The organism is Gordonia sp. NPDC003429 (genome assembly GCF_053588575.1).
The window spans coordinates 131,757-150,308 of sequence record NZ_JBSFQF010000007.1; the positions used below are offsets into that span (position 1 = coordinate 131,757).

At 68.0% G+C, this 18,552-nt stretch carries 13 protein-coding genes; 4 read left to right on the top strand and 9 right to left on the bottom strand.

Annotation, left to right across the window (positions count from 1 at the left end; translation table 11 throughout):
- Nucleotides 1-3 precede the first annotated feature (3 nt).
- Entirely contained in the window at nucleotides 4-1,308 is a 1,305-nt protein-coding gene (locus tag ACWDSI_RS10955) for an MFS transporter (protein WP_449756595.1), read from the bottom strand.
- Between the two features lie 55 nt (nucleotides 1,309-1,363).
- Nucleotides 1,364-2,317, bottom strand: a complete 954-nt coding sequence (ku, locus tag ACWDSI_RS10960) for a non-homologous end joining protein Ku (protein ID WP_449756556.1) — start codon at nucleotides 2,315-2,317, stop codon at nucleotides 1,364-1,366.
- Nucleotides 2,318-2,412: 95 nt separating this feature from the next.
- On the opposite strand from ku, the gene ACWDSI_RS10965 reads away from it, so the two are divergent.
- From ACWDSI_RS10965 to ACWDSI_RS10975, 3 genes are read left to right on the top strand one after another with little or no spacing between them, the layout of a single operon-like run.
- Complete coding sequence (locus tag ACWDSI_RS10965; RefSeq protein ID WP_449756557.1) at nucleotides 2,413-4,803, top strand: ATP-dependent DNA ligase; 2,391 nt, start codon at nucleotides 2,413-2,415, stop codon at nucleotides 4,801-4,803.
- 45 nt (nucleotides 4,804-4,848) lie between these two features.
- Entirely contained in the window at nucleotides 4,849-5,610 is a 762-nt protein-coding gene (locus ACWDSI_RS10970; RefSeq protein WP_449756558.1) for a dienelactone hydrolase family protein, read from the top strand.
- A gap of 53 nt (nucleotides 5,611-5,663) precedes the next feature.
- Entirely contained in the window at nucleotides 5,664-6,401 is a 738-nt protein-coding gene (locus tag ACWDSI_RS10975; RefSeq protein ID WP_449756559.1) for a metallophosphoesterase, read from the top strand.
- A gap of 8 nt (nucleotides 6,402-6,409) precedes the next feature.
- Here ACWDSI_RS10975 and ACWDSI_RS10980 read toward each other — a convergent pair whose 3' ends face one another.
- From ACWDSI_RS10980 to ACWDSI_RS11010, 7 genes are all read right to left on the bottom strand, one after another.
- The gene (locus tag ACWDSI_RS10980; RefSeq protein WP_449756560.1) at nucleotides 6,410-8,713 is read right to left on the bottom strand and encodes a SulP family inorganic anion transporter; all 2,304 of its coding nucleotides are present in this window, start codon (nucleotides 8,711-8,713) and stop codon (nucleotides 6,410-6,412) included.
- A gap of 94 nt (nucleotides 8,714-8,807) precedes the next feature.
- On the bottom strand, nucleotides 8,808-9,830 hold the full coding sequence (locus ACWDSI_RS10985; protein ID WP_449756596.1) for a YdcF family protein: 1,023 nt from the start codon (nucleotides 9,828-9,830) through the stop codon (nucleotides 8,808-8,810).
- A gap of 95 nt (nucleotides 9,831-9,925) precedes the next feature.
- Entirely contained in the window at nucleotides 9,926-12,025 is a 2,100-nt protein-coding gene (locus ACWDSI_RS10990; RefSeq protein ID WP_449756561.1) for a hypothetical protein, read from the bottom strand.
- Between the two features lie 120 nt (nucleotides 12,026-12,145).
- Nucleotides 12,146-13,663: an NAD(P)(+) transhydrogenase (Re/Si-specific) subunit beta gene (locus tag ACWDSI_RS10995; protein ID WP_449747580.1), complete on the bottom strand. Its 1,518-nt coding sequence runs from the start codon at nucleotides 13,661-13,663 to the stop codon at nucleotides 12,146-12,148.
- Complete coding sequence (locus ACWDSI_RS11000; RefSeq protein ID WP_449747579.1) at nucleotides 13,660-13,965, bottom strand: NAD(P) transhydrogenase subunit alpha; 306 nt, start codon at nucleotides 13,963-13,965, stop codon at nucleotides 13,660-13,662. Before ACWDSI_RS11000 ends, ACWDSI_RS10995 begins: the two co-directional genes overlap by 4 nt.
- On the bottom strand, nucleotides 13,965-15,050 hold the full coding sequence (locus ACWDSI_RS11005; RefSeq protein ID WP_449756562.1) for a Re/Si-specific NAD(P)(+) transhydrogenase subunit alpha: 1,086 nt from the start codon (nucleotides 15,048-15,050) through the stop codon (nucleotides 13,965-13,967). The genes ACWDSI_RS11000 and ACWDSI_RS11005 overlap by 1 nt, the downstream gene beginning before the upstream one ends.
- 230 nt (nucleotides 15,051-15,280) lie before the next feature.
- Nucleotides 15,281-16,879 carry a molybdopterin-dependent oxidoreductase gene (locus ACWDSI_RS11010; RefSeq protein WP_449756563.1) on the bottom strand — a complete coding sequence of 533 codons (1,599 nt, stop codon included), beginning with the start codon at nucleotides 16,877-16,879 and terminating at the stop codon, nucleotides 15,281-15,283.
- 93 nt (nucleotides 16,880-16,972) lie between these two features.
- Between ACWDSI_RS11010 and ACWDSI_RS11015 the strand changes: the two genes are divergently transcribed.
- A complete protein-coding gene (locus ACWDSI_RS11015; protein WP_449747709.1) occupies nucleotides 16,973-18,493 on the top strand; it encodes an FAD-binding protein in 1,521 nt (506 codons plus the stop codon).
- Nucleotides 18,494-18,552: the final 59 nt, after the last annotated feature.

Below are 18,552 nucleotides of genomic sequence, written 5' to 3' on the forward strand. Positions count from 1 at the left end.
GGGTCAACTCCGATCGTCGGCAAGCGTCGTCATGTGTACCTCGTCGCGCAGCGGATGGGCGACCTCGTCGCGCCAGAGCCGTGCCGCCAGGTAGCAGGCGGCCGCGACCGGTACCGGCAGGATACCGCCGAGGACGAAGGTGGCGGTGAGTCCGATCGCCTGACTCAGCGACGCGGCAATGGCCATCGACACCGGCATCAGCACCACCGCCACGAAGAAGTCGAGGCTCGCGACCCGCCCCAGCAGCGCGGGCGGGACCCGGCGCTGCAGCAACGTGCCCCACAGCACAGACGGGGCGTCGAATCCGAATCCGAGCAGCGCACCGGCGACGATGAACAGCCACGTGTGCGCCGCCACGCCCATGATCACCAGCGACAGGCTCGACAGACCCCAGATCACGAACATGATCGACAGGTACCGGCGCGGCATCCGGATGGAGGCGAAGTACGCCGCGCCGATCGCGGCACCCCCGCCGTAGGCCGCCAGCACCAGCGCGTGGTCTTCGGCGCCGCCGTGCACGCGTTCGCGCAACGCGAAGGGCACCAGCACCTCCAGCGGTCCCATCGTGGCGAGCACCAGGATCGTGGCGAAGGCCAGCGTCGCCCACAGCCACGGGGTCCGCCAGACGTACCCGAAACCCTCGGCGAGGTCGGAGACCACCGAACGCACCGGATTGCCCAGGATCACCGCACGCGCGCGCGGCGGTAGCGGCGGCATCGTCAGATAGCAGGCGCCCGAGGCGATGCTGGCCACCGCGGCGAGCACGATGGCCGGACCCGGCGCCGTGGCCGCGATGATGAGGCCGGCGCTCAACGGACCCAGCGCCTGATACACCACGGGCCGAGCGAAACCTTCGATTCCGTTGGCGGCCTGCAGGTCTCGCGCCGCCACCACGCGCGGCAGCAACGCCGAGTAAGCCGGGTAGTACATGCCGACGGTCACCCCGCCGAGCAGGGCGACCACCACCACCGCCGGCAATGTCAGCACCCCGAGCATCGACGCGACACCGGCCGCGCCGAAGGCCAGCATCTTGACGATCTCCAGACCGATGATGATGGAGCGTTGCGACACCCGGTCGGCGAGCACGCCACCGGCGAGCGTGGACACCACCATGCCCACCGCCGAGACACCCGACGCCCACGCCACCTGCCCGGGCCCGCCGCCCAGCGCGATCACCTGCCACACCAGCGCGATGGTCCAGACGCCGTCGGCGAACATCGCCAGGATCAGTCCGGTGACCAGCCGGCGGAAGGTGCCATCGGCCAGCGGGCGCAGGGCACGCGGCAGGCGGGTGGCGGGGGTCGACACGGTCACTCACAGAGCATGCCGCAGCGGCCGGGTCCTCAGCCAGCGGTTTTGGCCGTCAACTCGCCGCCCGCTTCTTCGCCGCCGCCTTCTTCGCCGGGGCCTTCTTTGCTGCCGTCTTCTTTGCCGGAGCCTTCTTTGCGGGGGCCTTCTTGGCCGGTGCTTTCCGGCCGGTCGTCTTCGCGGCCGTCGACTCGTCCTCGTCGGACGCGTCGCCGCTGTCCGATGAGCCGCCGCGATCCTTCACCGAAGCACGTAGCGCGGCAAGGAGATCGGCGACCTCGGAATCGTCGTCGGATGCCGGTGTCTCGGCCTCCTCGGGGAATGCCTGCGACCCGTCGGCCTTGGCCTCGATCAGCTTGGCCAGTTCCTCCTGATAGGTGTCGGAGAACTCGGTGGGGTCGTAGTCGGTGGCCATCGAATCGATCAGCGACGACGCCATTTTCAGTTCCTGGTCGCGGATCGGGACGTCCTCGTCGAGGAAGTCGAAATCGGGTTTACGCACCTCGTCGGGCCACAGCAGCGTCTGCAACGTCATCACGCCCGGTCCGATGACGCGTAGCGCGGCCATCCGCGTGCGGTTACGCAAGGTGAACGAGGCGATCGCCAGCCGCTCGGTCTCCTGCAGCGCCTTGGCGAGCAGCACATACGCCTTGGGGGATTTCGACGACGGTTCGAGATAGTAGGGCTTGTCGAAGAAGATCGGATCCACCTGGTCGACCGGCACGAACTCGAGGATCGAGATCTCCGGACTCTTCTGCACCGGAAGGGTCGCGAGATCGTCCTTGGTGAGGATGACCGGCCGGCCCTCCTCGGATTCGTAGGCGTTGGCGATGTCGCCGAAATCGACCTCGGTGTCGGTGCCCTCTCGCACCCGCCGATATCGAATCCTGGTGCCGTCGGAGGAGTCGACCTGATAGGACTTGCGGTCGTGGCTTTCCGTGGCCGAGTACACCTTGACCGGCACGTTGACCAGACCAAAGCTCAGATCGCCCTTCCAGATCGAGCGCATGCGCCCCATTGTGCCATCCGCGCAGCCCGATTGTGGTCACCCTGAACTCACGCAACGCCACAATCGGTGGCTCGCAACCTGGGCACAATGGAGTCATGGCGCCCGAACAGAGTCTGGAGATCGACGGCCGGTCGGTCTCCCTGACAAATCTGTCGAAGGTGCTCTATCCCGCCGAGTCCGGTGTTCACGGGGCCACCCGCAAGGTCGACGTCGTCGACTACTACGCGCGGATCGCGCCGGTGATGCTGCCGCACCTGAAGCGACGCCTGATCACCCGCAAGCGCTGGCCCAACGGGGTGGGGTCGACACCGTTCTTCGAGAAGGACCTGCCCGCGGGCGCACCCGACTGGGTGCCGCGCTTCCGGGTGGAACACAGCGAACGGCCCATCACCTACGTCATGGCCGATTCGGCGGCGACGCTGGTGTGGCTGGCGCAGATGGCGGCGCTGGAACTACATACGCCGCAATGGCTGGTGCCCGCTGACGACACCGCGCAGACGCACTCGGGTCGCAGACCCGGAAAGTCGAGCGGCGCCAAGGGGATCGACGGCATCCGGGCCAACCGCCTGGTCCTCGACCTCGATCCCGGGCCGTCGGTGTCGCTGGAGCGGTGCGCGGAGGTGGCCTTGCGGATCCGGGACATGCTGTCGGCCGCTGGTCTCGATTCCTATCCGGTCACCAGCGGCGGCAAGGGGATTCACGTCTACGCCCGTTTCGAGCGGCCGGTGGCACCCGACTCCGCCCGTGCGGTGGCCAAGGAGATCGCCACGGCGCTGGCCGCCGCTCATCCCGACATGGTCACCGCGACGATGTCGAAATCGGTGCGTGAGGGTCGGGTGTTCATCGACTGGAGTCAGAACAGTGCGTCGAAGACCACCCTGGCCCCCTACTCGCTGCGCGGACGCGCGCAGCCGTGGGTCGCCGCGCCCCGGACCTGGGACGAGCTCGCCGAACCCCACCTGGCCCAGCTGCTCTACCCCGAGGTGCTCGAGCGGGTGACCACCCACGGCGACCTGCTGGCCGGTCTCGACGATCCCGCGCCCGCGGCGGCTGACGTCGCGTCCGAGCCGATCGGCGTGATCGACCTGGGCGAGTATCGCCGCAAACGGGACGAATCGAGGACACCGGAACCGTTCGGTGACGACACCGAGCCGAGCGCGGGTTCCGCGGCGCCCGTCTTCGTGATCCAGGAACACCATGCGCGGCGCCTGCACTACGACTTCCGGCTCGAACGCGACGGGGTGCTGGTGTCGTGGGCGGTGCCGAAGAATCTGCCCATCGACCCCGACCAGAACCGGTTGGCCGTGCAGACCGAGGATCACCCCCTGGCCTACGCCGACTTCGCCGGCGACATCCCGGCCGGCGAGTACGGCGGCGGGCACGTGGACATCTGGGACCGCGGCACCTATGAGACCGAGAAGTGGCGCGACAACGAGATCATCGTCCGGCTGCACGGGCAGCGGGTGCAGGGACGCTACGCGCTGATCAAGACCGGGGACAAGAACTGGCTCGCCCATCTGATGAGCGACGAACCGCGGCCGATCCTGCCCGACAGCCTGCGCCATCCCCGGCCGATGCTGGCCACCGACGAGCCGGTGGACGGGCTCGACGGACGCGACTGGGCGTTCGAGGGCAAATGGGACGGCTATCGCATCCTGGTGCGCTGGATCGGCGGCGAGTTCGCCCTCACCTCCCGCTCGGGCATCGACATGACCGCCGACTTTCCCGAATTACGTTCCATCACAGACGATCTGGGTTTGATCGACGTGGTCCTCGACGGCGAGGTGGTGGCGCTCGACGCCACCGGCCGCACCAACTTCACACTCCTGACCGCACGCAACAACACCGACGAGCCGTACGAACTCAAGCTCTACCTGTTCGACATCCTCTACCTCAACGGCACGTCGCTGCTGCGCAAACCGTGGTCGCAGCGGCGGGCACTGCTCGACGAACTCGCACCGGCGTTCAAACGCTCACAGCACGTGGAGATCCCCGCGCTGCTTCCCGGACCGGGTGCCGAAGCCGTCGAGTACAGCCGCGAACACGGCATGGAAGGGGTGGTGGCCAAACGCCGCTCGTCGGTGTATCAGCAGGGACGACGCAGCAGTTCCTGGCTCAAACACAAGAACTGGAGCGACATCGAGGTGGTGGTCGGCGGCTACCGCCTCGGCCGCGGCAACCGTGCGGGCACGATCGGCTCTCTGCTCCTCGGGCTGCCGGAGGAGACCGGGCTGCGCTACGTCGGCCGGGTGGGTACCGGCTTCACCGACGCCCAGCTCACCTCGCTCGCCGGTGAACTCGAACCCCTCCGGATCTCGCGGAGTCCCTTTCTGGACAAACTCGACCGGCCGGTGGAATCCACCGCCATCTGGGTGCTGCCCAAGATCGTGGGCGAGGTGCGGTTCATGGACTGGACCAGCACCGGCCATCTGCGACACCCCAGCTGGCGGGGTATCCGCCGCGACAAACTCCCCGGCGACCTATGACACCCCGTAGCCCCCAGCAGTGTCACCCCCGATGAAGGAGGTCCGATGACCACGATCAGCGGCGAGACGATCGAGGTACCGACGCCCGACGGCACCGCCGAGGCCTATCTGACGCGACCACCCGAAACACGCAGCGGCGACACCCATCCGGGAGTGTTGTTCATCGTCGACGCGATCGGGTTACGCGCACAGACCCGCAAGATGGCCGACCGCATCGCGTCGTGGGGCTACACCGTGCTGGTGCCGCACCTGTTCTACCGTGACGGCTCGGCCGACGAGCTGGCGCCCGAGGACGATCTGCTCGATGCGCAGAGCCGTGATGCCTTCTTCGCGGTCGCCCTGCCGCGGGTGCGGGCGCTGACACCGGAGGTCGTCACGCCCGACCTCTCCGCGTACATCGACGCACTGCAGAAGGTGGCACCGGGACCGATCGCCGTGACCGGTTATTGTGCCGGCGGGCGGCTGGCCCTGCTCGCCGCGGCCACCCGGCCCGACGACGTGGCCGCGGTCGCGCTGTTCCACACCGGTGGACTGGTGATCGATTCTCCGCAGAGTCCGCATCTGTGGCTGGGCACCGTGTCGGCGACCCTGCTCGCCGTGCACGCCGACCGGGACCGCTCGATGCCCGCGGAGGCGATCGCCCGGTTCGAGCATGCGCTGATCGAATCCGGGGTGACCCACATCGCCACGGTCTACCCGGGCGCACCGCACGGGTACACGATGGCCGATACCGACGCCTACAACCACGACGCCGCGGAATACCACTACCGCGAGCTGCGCAAGCTGCTCGCGAACACCATCGGGTGAGCGCACGCGATCACCCTTGGCTAGCCTCAGGTGAGCCGATCTCAGGAGAGCCCTTGTTCGTCGTCGCCCACATCAGCGACCTCCACTTCGATGGAACGCGGTTCAACCGTGCCCGCATCGAGTCGACGCTGAGCTACATCAACGCGCGTGCCGACGGTATCAACGCGCTGCTGGTCACCGGGGACATCGCCGACGAGGGCTCGCCGAGCGAGTATCGCGAGGCGGGCCTGGTGCTCGACAGCCCGTTGCCGATGCTGATCACCGCGGGCAACCACGATGTGCGCGAGACATTCAGCCAGGGACTGCTGGGCGCGGAGTCGTCGGAGCCAATCAACGCCTCACGACTGATCGACGGGGTGCTGTTCGTGGTGGTCGACAGCTCCATCCCCGACCGCAACGACGGTTTCATCGACGACGCCACCATCGCCTGGATGTCCGAACGCATCGGCGAGGTGCCACCGGAGACACCCGTCTTCGTGGCGTTCCATCACCCCCCGGTGATCCTGGACATGCCGTTCATGGACACCATCCGCCAGACCGGTGAGGAGCGGGTGGCCGGACTGGTGGCACGCCACCCCAACATCGTCGCGTTCCTGTGCGGCCATGCGCACACCCCCGCGGTCACCCGCTTCGCCGACCGCCCGCTGTGCGTGGCACCGGGCGTGGCGTCGACGCTGAACCTGCCGTTCGAGGGCAAGGACATCATCAACCGCGGCCAGCCCCCGGGTATCGCGTTCCACATCCTCGACGGTCAGCGGGTGATCACCCACTTCCGTTCGGTCATGTTCTGAGCGATCGGTCAGGTTGTGAGCGATCCCGCGGCCACCGGCGATACGAGGTGTCCCCCACCGGCCGGACAGATCCCGTGCGCGGTGACCTCGAGGACACGCGCGGTGCCGATGTCGAAGAAGAGGCCGACGATCCGCAGACGCGCCTCGGCCGCGGCCCGACCCACAAGTGGGTGGCGACTGAGTTTCTCGACCTGTTTGGCCACGTTGACCACCGCCAGCTGATCGACCTCGTTGAAGCCCATGGCGGCTGCGGCCCGCCCGGCCGGGTGGCCCAATTGCAGTGCGGCCAGCGAGGGGCGTGCCTGCCAGAGCCAGCGCTCGACCGCCGAGCCTTCACCGGGCGCGCCCGACGATGTGTCACCGGATGCCCCGTCACCTGATGCCCCGTCACCGGATGCCACCGAATCGTTGAGCAGCGCACGCATGGCGCCGCACGCGGAATGACCGCACACCACCACCGAGGTCACACCGAGCTCGCCGACAGCGAAATCCAGTGCGGCGTCGACACTTTCCGCGGTTCCCCGCGGGCCGCCGACCACATTGCCGACGTTTCGCATGGTGAACAGGTCACCCGGGCCGCTCGAGGTGATGATGTTGGGCATGATCCGCGAATCGGCGCAGGTGAGGAAGAAGGCATCCGGCTCCTGGTACTCCACGACATCATCGAGGTGCGCCCGCAACACATCCGAGTGGTCGCGGTGATACTCGGCCACACCGGACATGATCGAACGCAGCTGTGGCGGCACCTCGGTGGCACCGGAATCGTCGACGTCGATGCGGGCGCTGCGCCACGGGGTCAGGCCGATCACCCCGCCGGTGTGCCTGCGCGGCGGCGCGAGCGGCGCGTGCTCGAGCCGGGCCTTACCCCGCTCACGCAACGTCACCGCACCACCGGCCGCACGATGCGCGCGCATCCAGTCCTCGAGCATCTCCGACGCCGCGTGATCGAGGAAGTCGGTGTCGAGTTCGACGGTGACGTCGGCCTGCGGCGGCACCTTGCGCAGGGCGGCATTCAGCCGCGGCAGCGACAGGAAGCTCAACGATCCGCGGACGCGGACCAGCCAATCGTCGGTTCCGGCAACCGGTTGCGACCGGAGGTCGGCCCGGATCACCCGCCACAGCACCAGGATCACCGCCAACGTCAGGCCGATCGCCACACCTTCGAGCAGGTTCAGGAACACCACGCCCGCCACGGTGACGCCGTACACCCAGAGGTCGCCGGTGCGCAGCGCCGTCCTCATGTGCGCGAGCTTGACCAGCTGCATGCCGATCACCACGAGCAGTCCGGCCAGCGCGGCGGTGGGAATCTGTTCCACGAGGCCGGTCAGGAACACCGCGAACACGAACACCCACACACCGTGCAGGACCGCCGACCAGCGGGTTCGCGCTCCGGCGGCGACGTTCGCAGTGCTTCGCACGATGACCCCGGTGACCGGTAGCCCACCGATCATTCCCGAGACGATGTTGGCACTGCCCTGTCCGAGCAGTTCGCGGTTGAAGTTGCTGCGCGGCCCGTCATGCAACTTGTCCACCGCGACCGCCGAGAGCAGCGACTCGACGCTGGCGATCAGTGCGACGGTGATGACGCCCAACGCGAACGCACCCCAGCCGCCGCTCGGGAGTTCGGGCAGCGAGATGGCTTCGAAGAAGTTGCCGTTCAGGGTGACCCGGTCGACGTCGAGCCCGGCCACCAGTGCCAACAGCGTGGCGGCGACGATCGCGGCCAGCGGTGCCGGCACCTTCCGGATCAATGGGGGCAGATACTTCCAGGTCAGCATCAGCACGATCACCACGGCACCGATCGCGGCGTCGGCCCAGTTGATGTCGGCGAGGCTGCCGGGCAGCGCCCCGAGGTTCTCGGCCGCCGAACTCTCCGATCTCGCGCCCAGCAGCACGTGAATCTGCTGCAGGGCGATGGTGATTCCGATACCGGCGAGCATCGCGTGGACCACCACCGGGGCGATGGCCAGTGCCGCGCCGGCAATTCGGCTCGCGCCGAACACGATCTGCAGTATCCCCGCCCCCACCGTGATGGCGCAGGTGGTCTTCCAGCCGAACTCCGCGATGAGCCCGGCGACCACCACCGTCAGACCCGCGGCCGGTCCGCTCACCTGCAGTGGGCTACCTCCGATGAGACCTGCGACCACCCCACCGACCACCGCGGCGATCAGTCCGGCCATCACGGGCGCGCCGGATGCGACCGCTATCCCGAGTGAAAGTGGCAGTGCCACAAGAAATACCACGAGGGAGGCGGGCACGTCGTACTTCAGTAGGTCACTGGGACGGGGAAAGAACCCGGTAGTTGCCGACATGGCACGAACGTACCTATGTAACGACTTGGACACAGCCCCCGAGTTTGGTTTGTGAGAGCTTCTGCGCACCTCGCGGGGCTGTGGCCGATGTCACTCAGCTCGTCGATCCGCTCCCGAGTAACTGCTGCAGAATCTTGCCACCGATCTCGGGGATGAGGCCGGGGCCGGTGTCGGGCAGGTTCTGCGGAAGGTCCTGCGGTAGCTGCAATCCCGATTGCTTGGTGGCCGGGATCTTCCCGGTCCGGGTGGCCTCGAGGCGGATACCCTTCTGCTGATCCCTGGTGAGCGGGCTCGTGTATTTGCCGATGTCGGTGGCGGTGGTGACGGTGGCCACCACACGCAGACCGGTTGCCGCGAAATCCGCTGCGCCGCGACGGATATGGTTCGGGGAGGTCACCAGGACGATGTCCCGGATGCCACGCGAGGCGAGGATCGCGGCAGTGTTCTGGGCGTTGGCGACGGTGGACCCCGACTTGTCCTCGGGCGTGATCCTGCTTCCGGCCACCCCGTTGGCGACGAGCCACTTCTGCATCGCGGCGGCCTCGGTGACCCCCTTCTTAGGCACTCCCCCGGTGACCACGATCGGCAACGCGGGACTCGCGTCGGCCTGCGACTTGCCCGCGGTGAGCCGGTTGACGAGCTCGGGGGCCATCGTCCCGTCGGCGCCGAGGCCGTAGCCGAGGATGACGATGGCGGGGCTGCCGGACACGGACTTGGGCGTGGTGTCGGGCACGATCGCGGCGGCTGCGGTGACACCCTCGATGATGTTGCGGGCGGTGGTGGCCAGCGTCGGGTTGATCATGGTGAGGCGGCTCAGCGCCGCCTTGCTGGTACCGGAATCGTCGGCCTGGTCGGCCCAGACCGCCTGCAGCGCAAGGCTGTCGGCGTCGGCGGGGGCCACCGTCAGTGCCTGTTTGAGGACGTCGAGTCCGCCGGCGACGTCGCCACCGGCGAACTTCTGCTGCGCCGAGTTGTACAGCGAGGCCGGATCGATCGAGGTGGCCGTCGTGTGCACCGGGGTGTGGTCGACGGTGGGCAGTGCACCGAGCCCGCCGCCCACGGCAGCGGCCGCGATCACCGCCACCGCGGTGTATCGGAACCGTTTCACTCTCGTCACACGAGTCACTCGCGTAACAGTAGGCGGTGGCGGCAACAACGGGGCCGCGAGCGGGTGTCGGGTCGGTAACGCACCGCCCGGAGCGGTGGACCGCCTCAGCCCACCCCGTTGAGGCGGTCCACCGACGCGAACAGGTCTCCGATCGAATAGTTGTCCACGGCAACATAATTAGGGATCATGCCGCGCTCGACGCGGCACTGTTCGAGCCGGTTGAACAGGACCTCCTCGCGGTTGACCTCACCGGCGTCGCGGATTCGGGTGCTGAAGTTGCTCAACCAGTGATTCACCAGGAACAGCGGCGCATCCGGCGCTCCCCGAAAGTGCGCGCAGGAGAAGTCTTCTGCGGTGTGGAACTCGTACGGGGTGTCCTGCACCCAGGTGTTGCCGTCGAGGAGCCACGGGCGCTCCGGACCACCGCCGACGTTCTCATGGAGCCAGACCAGCCGGTGGCCCGAGTCGATCATCTCGCGCAGCGTCGGCCAGGGCTCGTTCGGCACCGGGGTGTAGAGCATGTCGTAGAGGCCGGCCTCGCGCAGCATCGTCTCCACGTCGGCGGGGCGCACCATGTCCTGGACGAAGAAGGTGACGACCTCGCGCGGATGCCGGTCCATCCATTCCCGCACCTTCACCATCAACGGCAACCATTCGGTGGACCCCAACTCGCACAGTTCGTGACACAGATAGGGCCGTACCGGCCCGACGGGGGTGAGATTCAGCGAATCACGCACCCGCAGCGCACTTTCGAGAACCCCGGGACCGTAGGTCGCCTCCGCGGCGGCGTAGGCCTGCGCGCGGCTGTCCTCGGTGTTGGCCACGATCGGTGGTTTGTTGGAGACCTGTCCGTACCAGCTGTCGATGAGGAAGACCCGGACACCGTCGTCGAGCTGGCCCATCACTCCGGTCTTCTGCTCGGCGATGAACCAGCCGTTGCCGTCCTGCGCCGACATCGAGTTGTGCGTCGCCGGGAACGCCACATCGGTGTAGCGGCGATCGCACAGTTCGCGGTACCCGTTGCACCCGTCCGGGTCGGCCCGCGTGGTCAGGCTCAACGGTGGCGTGGCCTGCGACCACGCCAGCACCCCGGTCAGCGCGGCCAGCGCGATCACCGCCAGGATCGCCACCGACGGGATGGCGAATCGCATCGCACGGCGACGACTCGCACTCGTGCGTGACTGTGTGACGAGGGCGTAGACGAGTTCGCGGACCCCGAACAGCAGCAGCACCACCCCGGCCACGGCCGCGGCACACGTCAACATCGCCTGCGGCCGCAGTACCGCGAGCACACCCACCAGCACCAGCACACCACCGCGCGCGGCGATCGCCGACAACGTGCGCGGGCGGCGAACCACGGTGTCGATCAGTCGCTCGCGCAACTCCTCGAGATCCGCGACCGGACTCATGGTGCCCGCCGCGCGGACGGCCAGCCCGAGTACGAGAGCGATCACCGCGATGATCCACAGCCGCCCGTCCACCTCATGCCAGGCCGCGACCCCGACGGCATTCGCCAGATCGTCGGTCGGGGTGAACGCGGCGATCACGGTGGCCGCGAGGATCAGCGCGACCAGGCCCGCGGCCATCCACACCACGGCGTCGCCGAAAGTGATCGCCATCGTCGACAGGCGTCGGTGGCGCCCGGCACCGATCGGCGGGCGCAGAAAGGCCGCACCGAGCAACAGCACCACGCCGATCAGCGGCAGCAGCCACGCCAACACCCGCACCCAGTGGGCCACGGCGATCAGCCGGTTGTCGATGCTGCTCGCGCCGATCGACGACAGGGTGGCATCCATGTTGGCCGGAAGGCGTGCGGCGAGATCGGGTCTCACCGTGCGCAGCGCCGCAACGGTCACCGCGCCCAGGTCGGCCAGGCGCAGCACCACATTGGCGTCGCCGGTGGTCAGCGAACGATGGATCGACGCGGTGGCCGCACGTACCGCAGGTCCGGCGGCGGGACTCGACACCGCCGAGATCGACACCTGCTCGACCAGCGGCCGCAGCGCGACGAGTTCCGGCGAGGCCCCGATCACCTTGTCGGAGACCACCAGCCCCAACTGCCGGGCCACCGCCGGCTCCTGCCGCATCGAGTCGACGTGCGCCGCGAATCGGTCACTGTTGACCGCCTCGCGATTGGCCACGCCGGCCAGCAATCCCACCAGCAGGCATACGGTGCCCAGGACGAAGAGGACACGCGCCGACACCGACCGGATCATGATTGAGCACACTAGTCCCGCCGGTGGCCCGACCCCCGGCGATGACCCGCATCGATGTGTGATCGGCGCGAAACGACGGCTCGCATGACCAACAGCTACGACGCGGCGCTACAGCGCCTTGAGTTCCTCCACCACGCTGTCGACCGACTTCTTCGCGTCCCCGAACAGCATCGAGGTGTGGTCGGCGAAGAACAGCGGATTCTCGATACCGGCATATCCGGACGACATCGAGCGCTTGAGCACGATCACCGACCGTGCCTCGTCGACGTTGAGGATCGGCATGCCGTGGATCGGTGAACTCGGATCGTTGCGCGCGGCCGGATTGGTCACGTCGTTGGCGCCGATCACGATGGCGACGTCGGTGCGGCTGAATTCGCCGTTGATGTCGTCCATCTCCTTCATCGAGTCGTAGGGCACGTCGGCCTCGGCCAGCAGCACGTTCATGTGTCCCGGCATGCGTCCGGCGACGGGGTGGATGGCGTACTTCACCTCGACGCCCTTGCTCTCGAGCAGCGACGCCATCTCCTTGACCGCGTGCTGGGCCTGCGCGACGGCGAGTCCGTAACCGGGCACCACGATCACCTGGTTGGCGTAGGCCATCTGGATCGCGGCGTCGGCCGCCGAGGTGGCCTTGACCGTGCCACCCGCGGCACTCATGCCACCGGCTCCGCCCTCGTCGCCGCCACCGAAGGAACCGAAGACGATCGCGGGGATCGACCGGTTCATCGCCTTGGCCATCAGGTTGGTCAGGATCGAACCGGACGCGCCGACGATCATGCCCGCCACGATCATGGCCTGGTTGTTCAGCGCGAGACCTGCTGCGGCCGCGGACAATCCGGTGAGCGCGTTGAGCAGCGAGATCACCACCGGCATGTCGGCGCCGCCGATCGGGAACACCACGAACAGTCCCATCACGCCGGAGATGATCAACAGCGCGACGATCCAGTACCACGGCGTGGCCGTGGACGAATCGGCCTTGAGTCCGATGATCACGGCGATCACGACCGCGGCAATGGCCAGCACGATGTTGGCCGCCTGAAAGAGCTTGGCGGAGGCGACGAGTCGCTTCTCGAGGTTCTTGTTGAGCAGTTCCTGCAGCTTCGCGAACGCGACGAGCGAACCCCAGAACGAGACCGAGCCGATGATCGCGGCGAACAGTGAGCCGACGATGACCGCGACGTCGGGGACCTGCCACACATTGGTGAAGCCGTCGGATTCGATGTACTCGGCCCACGCGATCAACGCGACGGTGCCACCACCGACGCCGTTGAACAGCGCCACCAGCTGCGGCATGGCGGTCATCTTGGTCTTGAGCGCGGGCGGGATGCCCAGCACCACACCGACGGCCAGGCCGACGATGATGAGAATCCAGTTGATGCCGGGCACCCCGGCGTCGCCGGCGTTGTTGTACACGCCCAGAAGCGTTGCGATGATCGCGATTCCCATACCGGTGGCCGCAATCCAGTTGCCACGCACCGCGGTCTTGGGGCCGGTCAGGCCCATCAGGCCGTAGATGAACAGCGAGAACGCGACGATGTAGAGGACGGTGACGCCGTAGCCGAGTCCTTCGCTGACCTGTCCCGTCGGACCGCTCGCGAGCACGGTGGGGGCGAGAGTGGCGCTCACTTCGCGGACTCCTTCTTACCCTTGAACATTCCGAGCATGCGGTCGGTCACCAGGAAGCCGCCGACCACGTTGAGCGTGCCGAAGATCAGCGCGATGAACGCGATGATCCGGGTACCCCAGTTGGCATCTGCGGGAAGCGAACCCAGCACCACCAGCGCGCCGAGCACCACGATGCCGTGAATGGCGTTGGTACCCGACATGAGTGGGGTGTGCAGGGTGTTGGGAACCTTGGAGATGACGGCGAATCCCACAAACCCGGCCAGAACCAGGATCGCGATGTTCGCGAGCAGACCGGTGTACATCAGGCCACGCTCTCTTTCTGGAGGGTCACGCACGCAGCCGCGATGACCTCGTCCTCGAAGTCGGGGGTTATCGCGCCGTCGTCGCCGAGCATCAGGTCGATCAGCGCGAGCAGGTTCTTGGAGTACAACTCGCTGGAATGCTCGGGCATGGTGGCCGGCAGGTTCAGTGGCGAGGTGATGGTCACGTCGTGTTTGACCACCGTCTGCCCGGGCTCGGTGAGTTCGCAGTTGCCGCCGGTTTCGCCGGCCAGGTCGACCACCACGCTGCCCGGCTTCATGCCCTCCACCGCGGCGGCGGTGACCAGCCGCGGCGCCGGACGCCCGGGCACCAGCGCGGTGGTGATCACCACGTCGAATCCCTTGATGGCGTCCTCGAGGGCCTGCTGCTGCTTGGCGCGCTCGTCGTCGGTGAGTTCGCGTGCGTAGCCGCCCTCACCCGCGGCGTCGATGCCGAGGTCGAGCCACTGCGCACCCACCGACCGGACCTGCTCGGCGACCTCGGGCCGCACGTCGTATCCGGTGGTGCGGGCGCCGAGGCGCTTCGCGGTGGCCAGCGCCTGCAGTCCGGCCACGCCCACGCCGAGCACCAGGACGGTGGCGGGCTTGACCGTGCCGGCCGCGGTGGTGAGCATCGGGAAGAACCGCGTCGACAGGTCGGCGGCCACGATCACCGATTTGTAGCCCGCGACGTTGGCCTGCGAACTCAACGCGTCCATCACCTGGGCGCGCGAGATACGCGGGATGGCCTCCACCGCGTAGGCCTCCACGCCGGCGTCACGCAATGCACCGATCTTGTTGTCCGCGTTACGCGGTGCGAGGAAGCCGATCAGCTTCTGCCCGCTGCGCAGCCGCGCGATCTCGGAATCCGACGGTGGCGACACCCGCAACACCACATCGGCGGTGTACGGATCGCCGATCGTGGCGCCGGCCTCGGTGTACGCGTCGTCGGGGATCAGTGCCCCGAGTCCCGCACCCGATTCGACGATCACCGGGACTTTCTTGCCTACCAGCGCGGCGGCCACCTTGGGGACGAGCGCCACGCGACGCTCCCCATCGGCCGTCTCGCGCACGACACCCACACTCATGTCTTCGCTTCTTTTCTCACTCTGTCGGGTTTCGCGTCTGCGCGTCGATGACCGGGTCCGTGTTCGGGCCGATCACGCTCCTCGGACGCTGTCGAGCGCAGCCCGGGGGCTATCGCCACCCGAATACCGCGCCGTCTGAAATTCGGTGCGACGAACATAGCATGACGTCACCGGGCCAAGATCACAGCTATGGCCTTGCTCACAACCCGCCCGGCCGTGCCGGCAAACGGTCAGGACACGGTGTAGGTCCGCGAGTCCAATCCGGTGGCCCCGTCGGGGATGGGGGAGGCGAACTGTTCGGTCTGCGCCTTGCCCGTCATGTCGAACGCGCGACATTCCACGGTGTGGCGGCCGGGGGTGGCCTGCCAGGTGTAGCGCCACTGCCGCCACGTGTCGATGCTGTACTCGGTGGCCAGCTCGGCCTGCTGCCACGCGCCGTCGTCGATGCGCACCTGCACCGCGGAGATCCCGGTGTGCTGGGCCCAGGCGGTCCCCGCGACGATCACGGGCCCGGCCCGCAGTTCGCTGCCGTCGGCGGGCCGGTCGATCCTCGAGGCCAGTTTGATCGGACCCAGCGCCGACCAGCCGCGGGTGGTCCAGTAGGCCTGCGCGTCGGAGAATTTCGTCAACTCCCAGTCGACGACCCACTTGGTGGCCGACACGTAGCCGTACAGGCCGGGGATCACCTGGCGCACCGGGAAACCGTGTTCGACGGGCAGCGGGTCGCCGTTCATCGCGATCGCCAGCAACGCGTCGCGGTTGTCGGTGATCGCCGACACCGGGGTGCCACACGTCCAGCCGTCCGAACTCGTCGACAGCAGCATGTCGGCGCCGGGGCGGACACCGGCGCGTTCGAGCAGGGCCTTCATCGGGACGCCCTGCCAGCGTGCGTTGCCGATGAGGTCGCCGCCCACCTCGTTGGAGACACACGTCAGCGTCACCAGCCGCTCACTCATCGGCATCGCGAGCAGCTCGTCCCAGCTGATCGTGACCTCCTCGTCGACCATCCCGTGAATCCGCAGCGACCAGTCGGCGGTGGTCAGCTGCGGCACCTGCAGGGCGGTGTCGATGCGGTAGAAGGACGCGTTGTCGGTGACGAACGGGGTGGCGCCGGGGACGTCGAGGTCGGCGCCGGTGGGTATCGGCGGTGCCGGTGATGCGGGTGCCGGGATGCGCAGGCCGGCGCGGTCGGCGACGGTGCGCGCGGCGTCGGCGAGCAGCCGACGGCCGATCCCGCCCACCACGAGCGCGGCAGCCGCGATCCCGCCGGCGGTGAGCACGAACCGGCGGGACACCGGTGCCGAACGGCGCTCGCCGGAGGAGTCGGATGCGCCGTGTGCGTCACCTGTGTCGTCGTCGAGTCGCGCGATCAGGGTGCGCAGCACCGCCACCCCCACGAACCCGGCCAGCAGCGACGGCAGGACGAAGGTCCAGCGCGCGTCGGGGCGGCCGAACGCGGCGAGCGCACCGACGAGCCCGAACCCGGCGATCACCACGCTGCCGATCGGGGGTCGCCGTCGTTCGACGATGCCGCACGCCGCCGCGAGCGCCACGATGATCACCCCCATCCCGACGAACAGCGCGGTCTTGTCGGAGGTGCCGAAGGTGCCGATCGCCCATTCCCGGACGGCAGTGGGTGTGTGGTCGACCACCGTCGAACCCACCGCGAAGTAGGGCGAAGCGTTGGGCGAGACGGGCACGGCGGCCAGTTCACCCACCGCGAGTGCCGCACCGACGGCGACCACACCCGCGACGGCGGCGGCCACGCGGTGCGGTCGCGGGCGCCCGGCGGGCGCCGGGGGCCGCTCGAGCAGCTTGTCGGAGGTCACACCCCTTGATACCGGATATCCGGATGCGCCACGGCGATCTCGTCATTCACTCGAGTAGTAGAACGTGTTCTAGTTTTCGGCTATTCTCTGCGCATGGCTGACGGCACCCAAATTCCCGAGACCATCGCACTCGGGTCGGTGGAGGACTTCGGCGACGAGTTCGACGTGGTGGTCATCGGACTGGGGATCGCCGGTGGATGTGCGGCGGTGGAGGCGGCGTCGCGCGGCGCGCGGGTCCTGGTGCTCGAACGCGCCGCAGCGGCCGGCGGCACCACCGCCCTGGCCGGCGGTCACTTCTACCTCGGTGGCGGTACCGCGGTGCAGCGGGCCACCGGCCACGACGACTCCGCGGAGGAGATGGAGCGCTACATCACCGCCGTCTCCCGGGAGCCCGAACCGGACAAGATCCACGCCTACTGTACCGACAGCGTCGCCCACTTCGACTGGCTGGAGTCGCTCGGTTTCGAGTTCGAGCGCAGCTACTACCCGGAAAAGGCTGTGGTGCAACCGGGTACGCAGGGACTGATGTACACCGGCAACGAGAAGGTGTGGCCGTTCAACACGATGGCCGTCCCCGCCCCGCGGGGCCACAAGGTGCCCGTCCCCGGAGACACCGGCGGTGCCGCGCTGATCATCGAGCTGCTGGTGAAACGCCTCGCCGACCTCGGCGTCGAGGTGCGCTACGACACCGGGGCGCGCCAGTTGGTGGTCGACGACGCGGGCCGGGTGACCGGAGTGGCCTGGCGCAGCCCGGGAACGGGCGACGGGGTGATCCGGGCGCAGGGCGTGGTGATCGCCGCGGGTGGTTTCGTGATGAACCCGGACATGGTGGCCGAGCACGTACCGTGGCTCGCCGAAAAACCCTACGTGCTGGGCAACACCTACGACGACGGCCTCGGTTTGCGTCTCGGCGTCTCGGCGGGAGCCGCGCTGCGGCACATGGATCAGGCGTTCTGCACCGCACCCGCCTATCCGCCCGCGATCCTGCTCACCGGGCTCGCGGTGAACCGCGACGGCGAGCGGTTCGTGGCCGAGGACTCCTACCATTCCCGGACGTCGAGTTTCGTTCTGGAACAACCCGATGCCACCGCGTATCTCATCGTCGACGAGGCCCACATGAAGCGGCCGCGGATACCGCTGGTGCCATTCGTCGACGGTTACGAGACGGTGGCCGAGATGGCCGAGGCCCTCGGCATCCCCGCCGACCGGCTGCAGGCGACCCTCGACACCTACAACGAGAATGCCGCGCGCGGTGAGGACCCCGAGTTCCACAAGGCGCCGGAGTTTCTCGCCGCGCAGGACACCGGCCCGTGGGCGGTGTTCGACCTGAGCCTCGGCAAGGCGATGTACGCGGGATTCACCCTGGGCGGCATGGCCACCTCGGTGGACGGCGAGGTGCTCGACGATGCGGGCGCGCCGATCCCGGGTCTGTACGCGGCCGGGGCGTGCGCAGCCAACATCGCCCAGGACAGCAAGGGTTATGCCAGCGGCACCCAACTGGGCGAGGGATCGTACTTCGGTCGTCGCGCCGGTGCTCACGCCGCGACCCGGGCGGCCCGAGCAACGAAAGTAGGGGAAGGAATCCTTCCCCGGGGTTCGACACCTTCCCCGTGATGTTTCACGGGGAACGGTACGAAAGTAGGGGAAAAACACCGCTCCCCTACTTTCTGCAG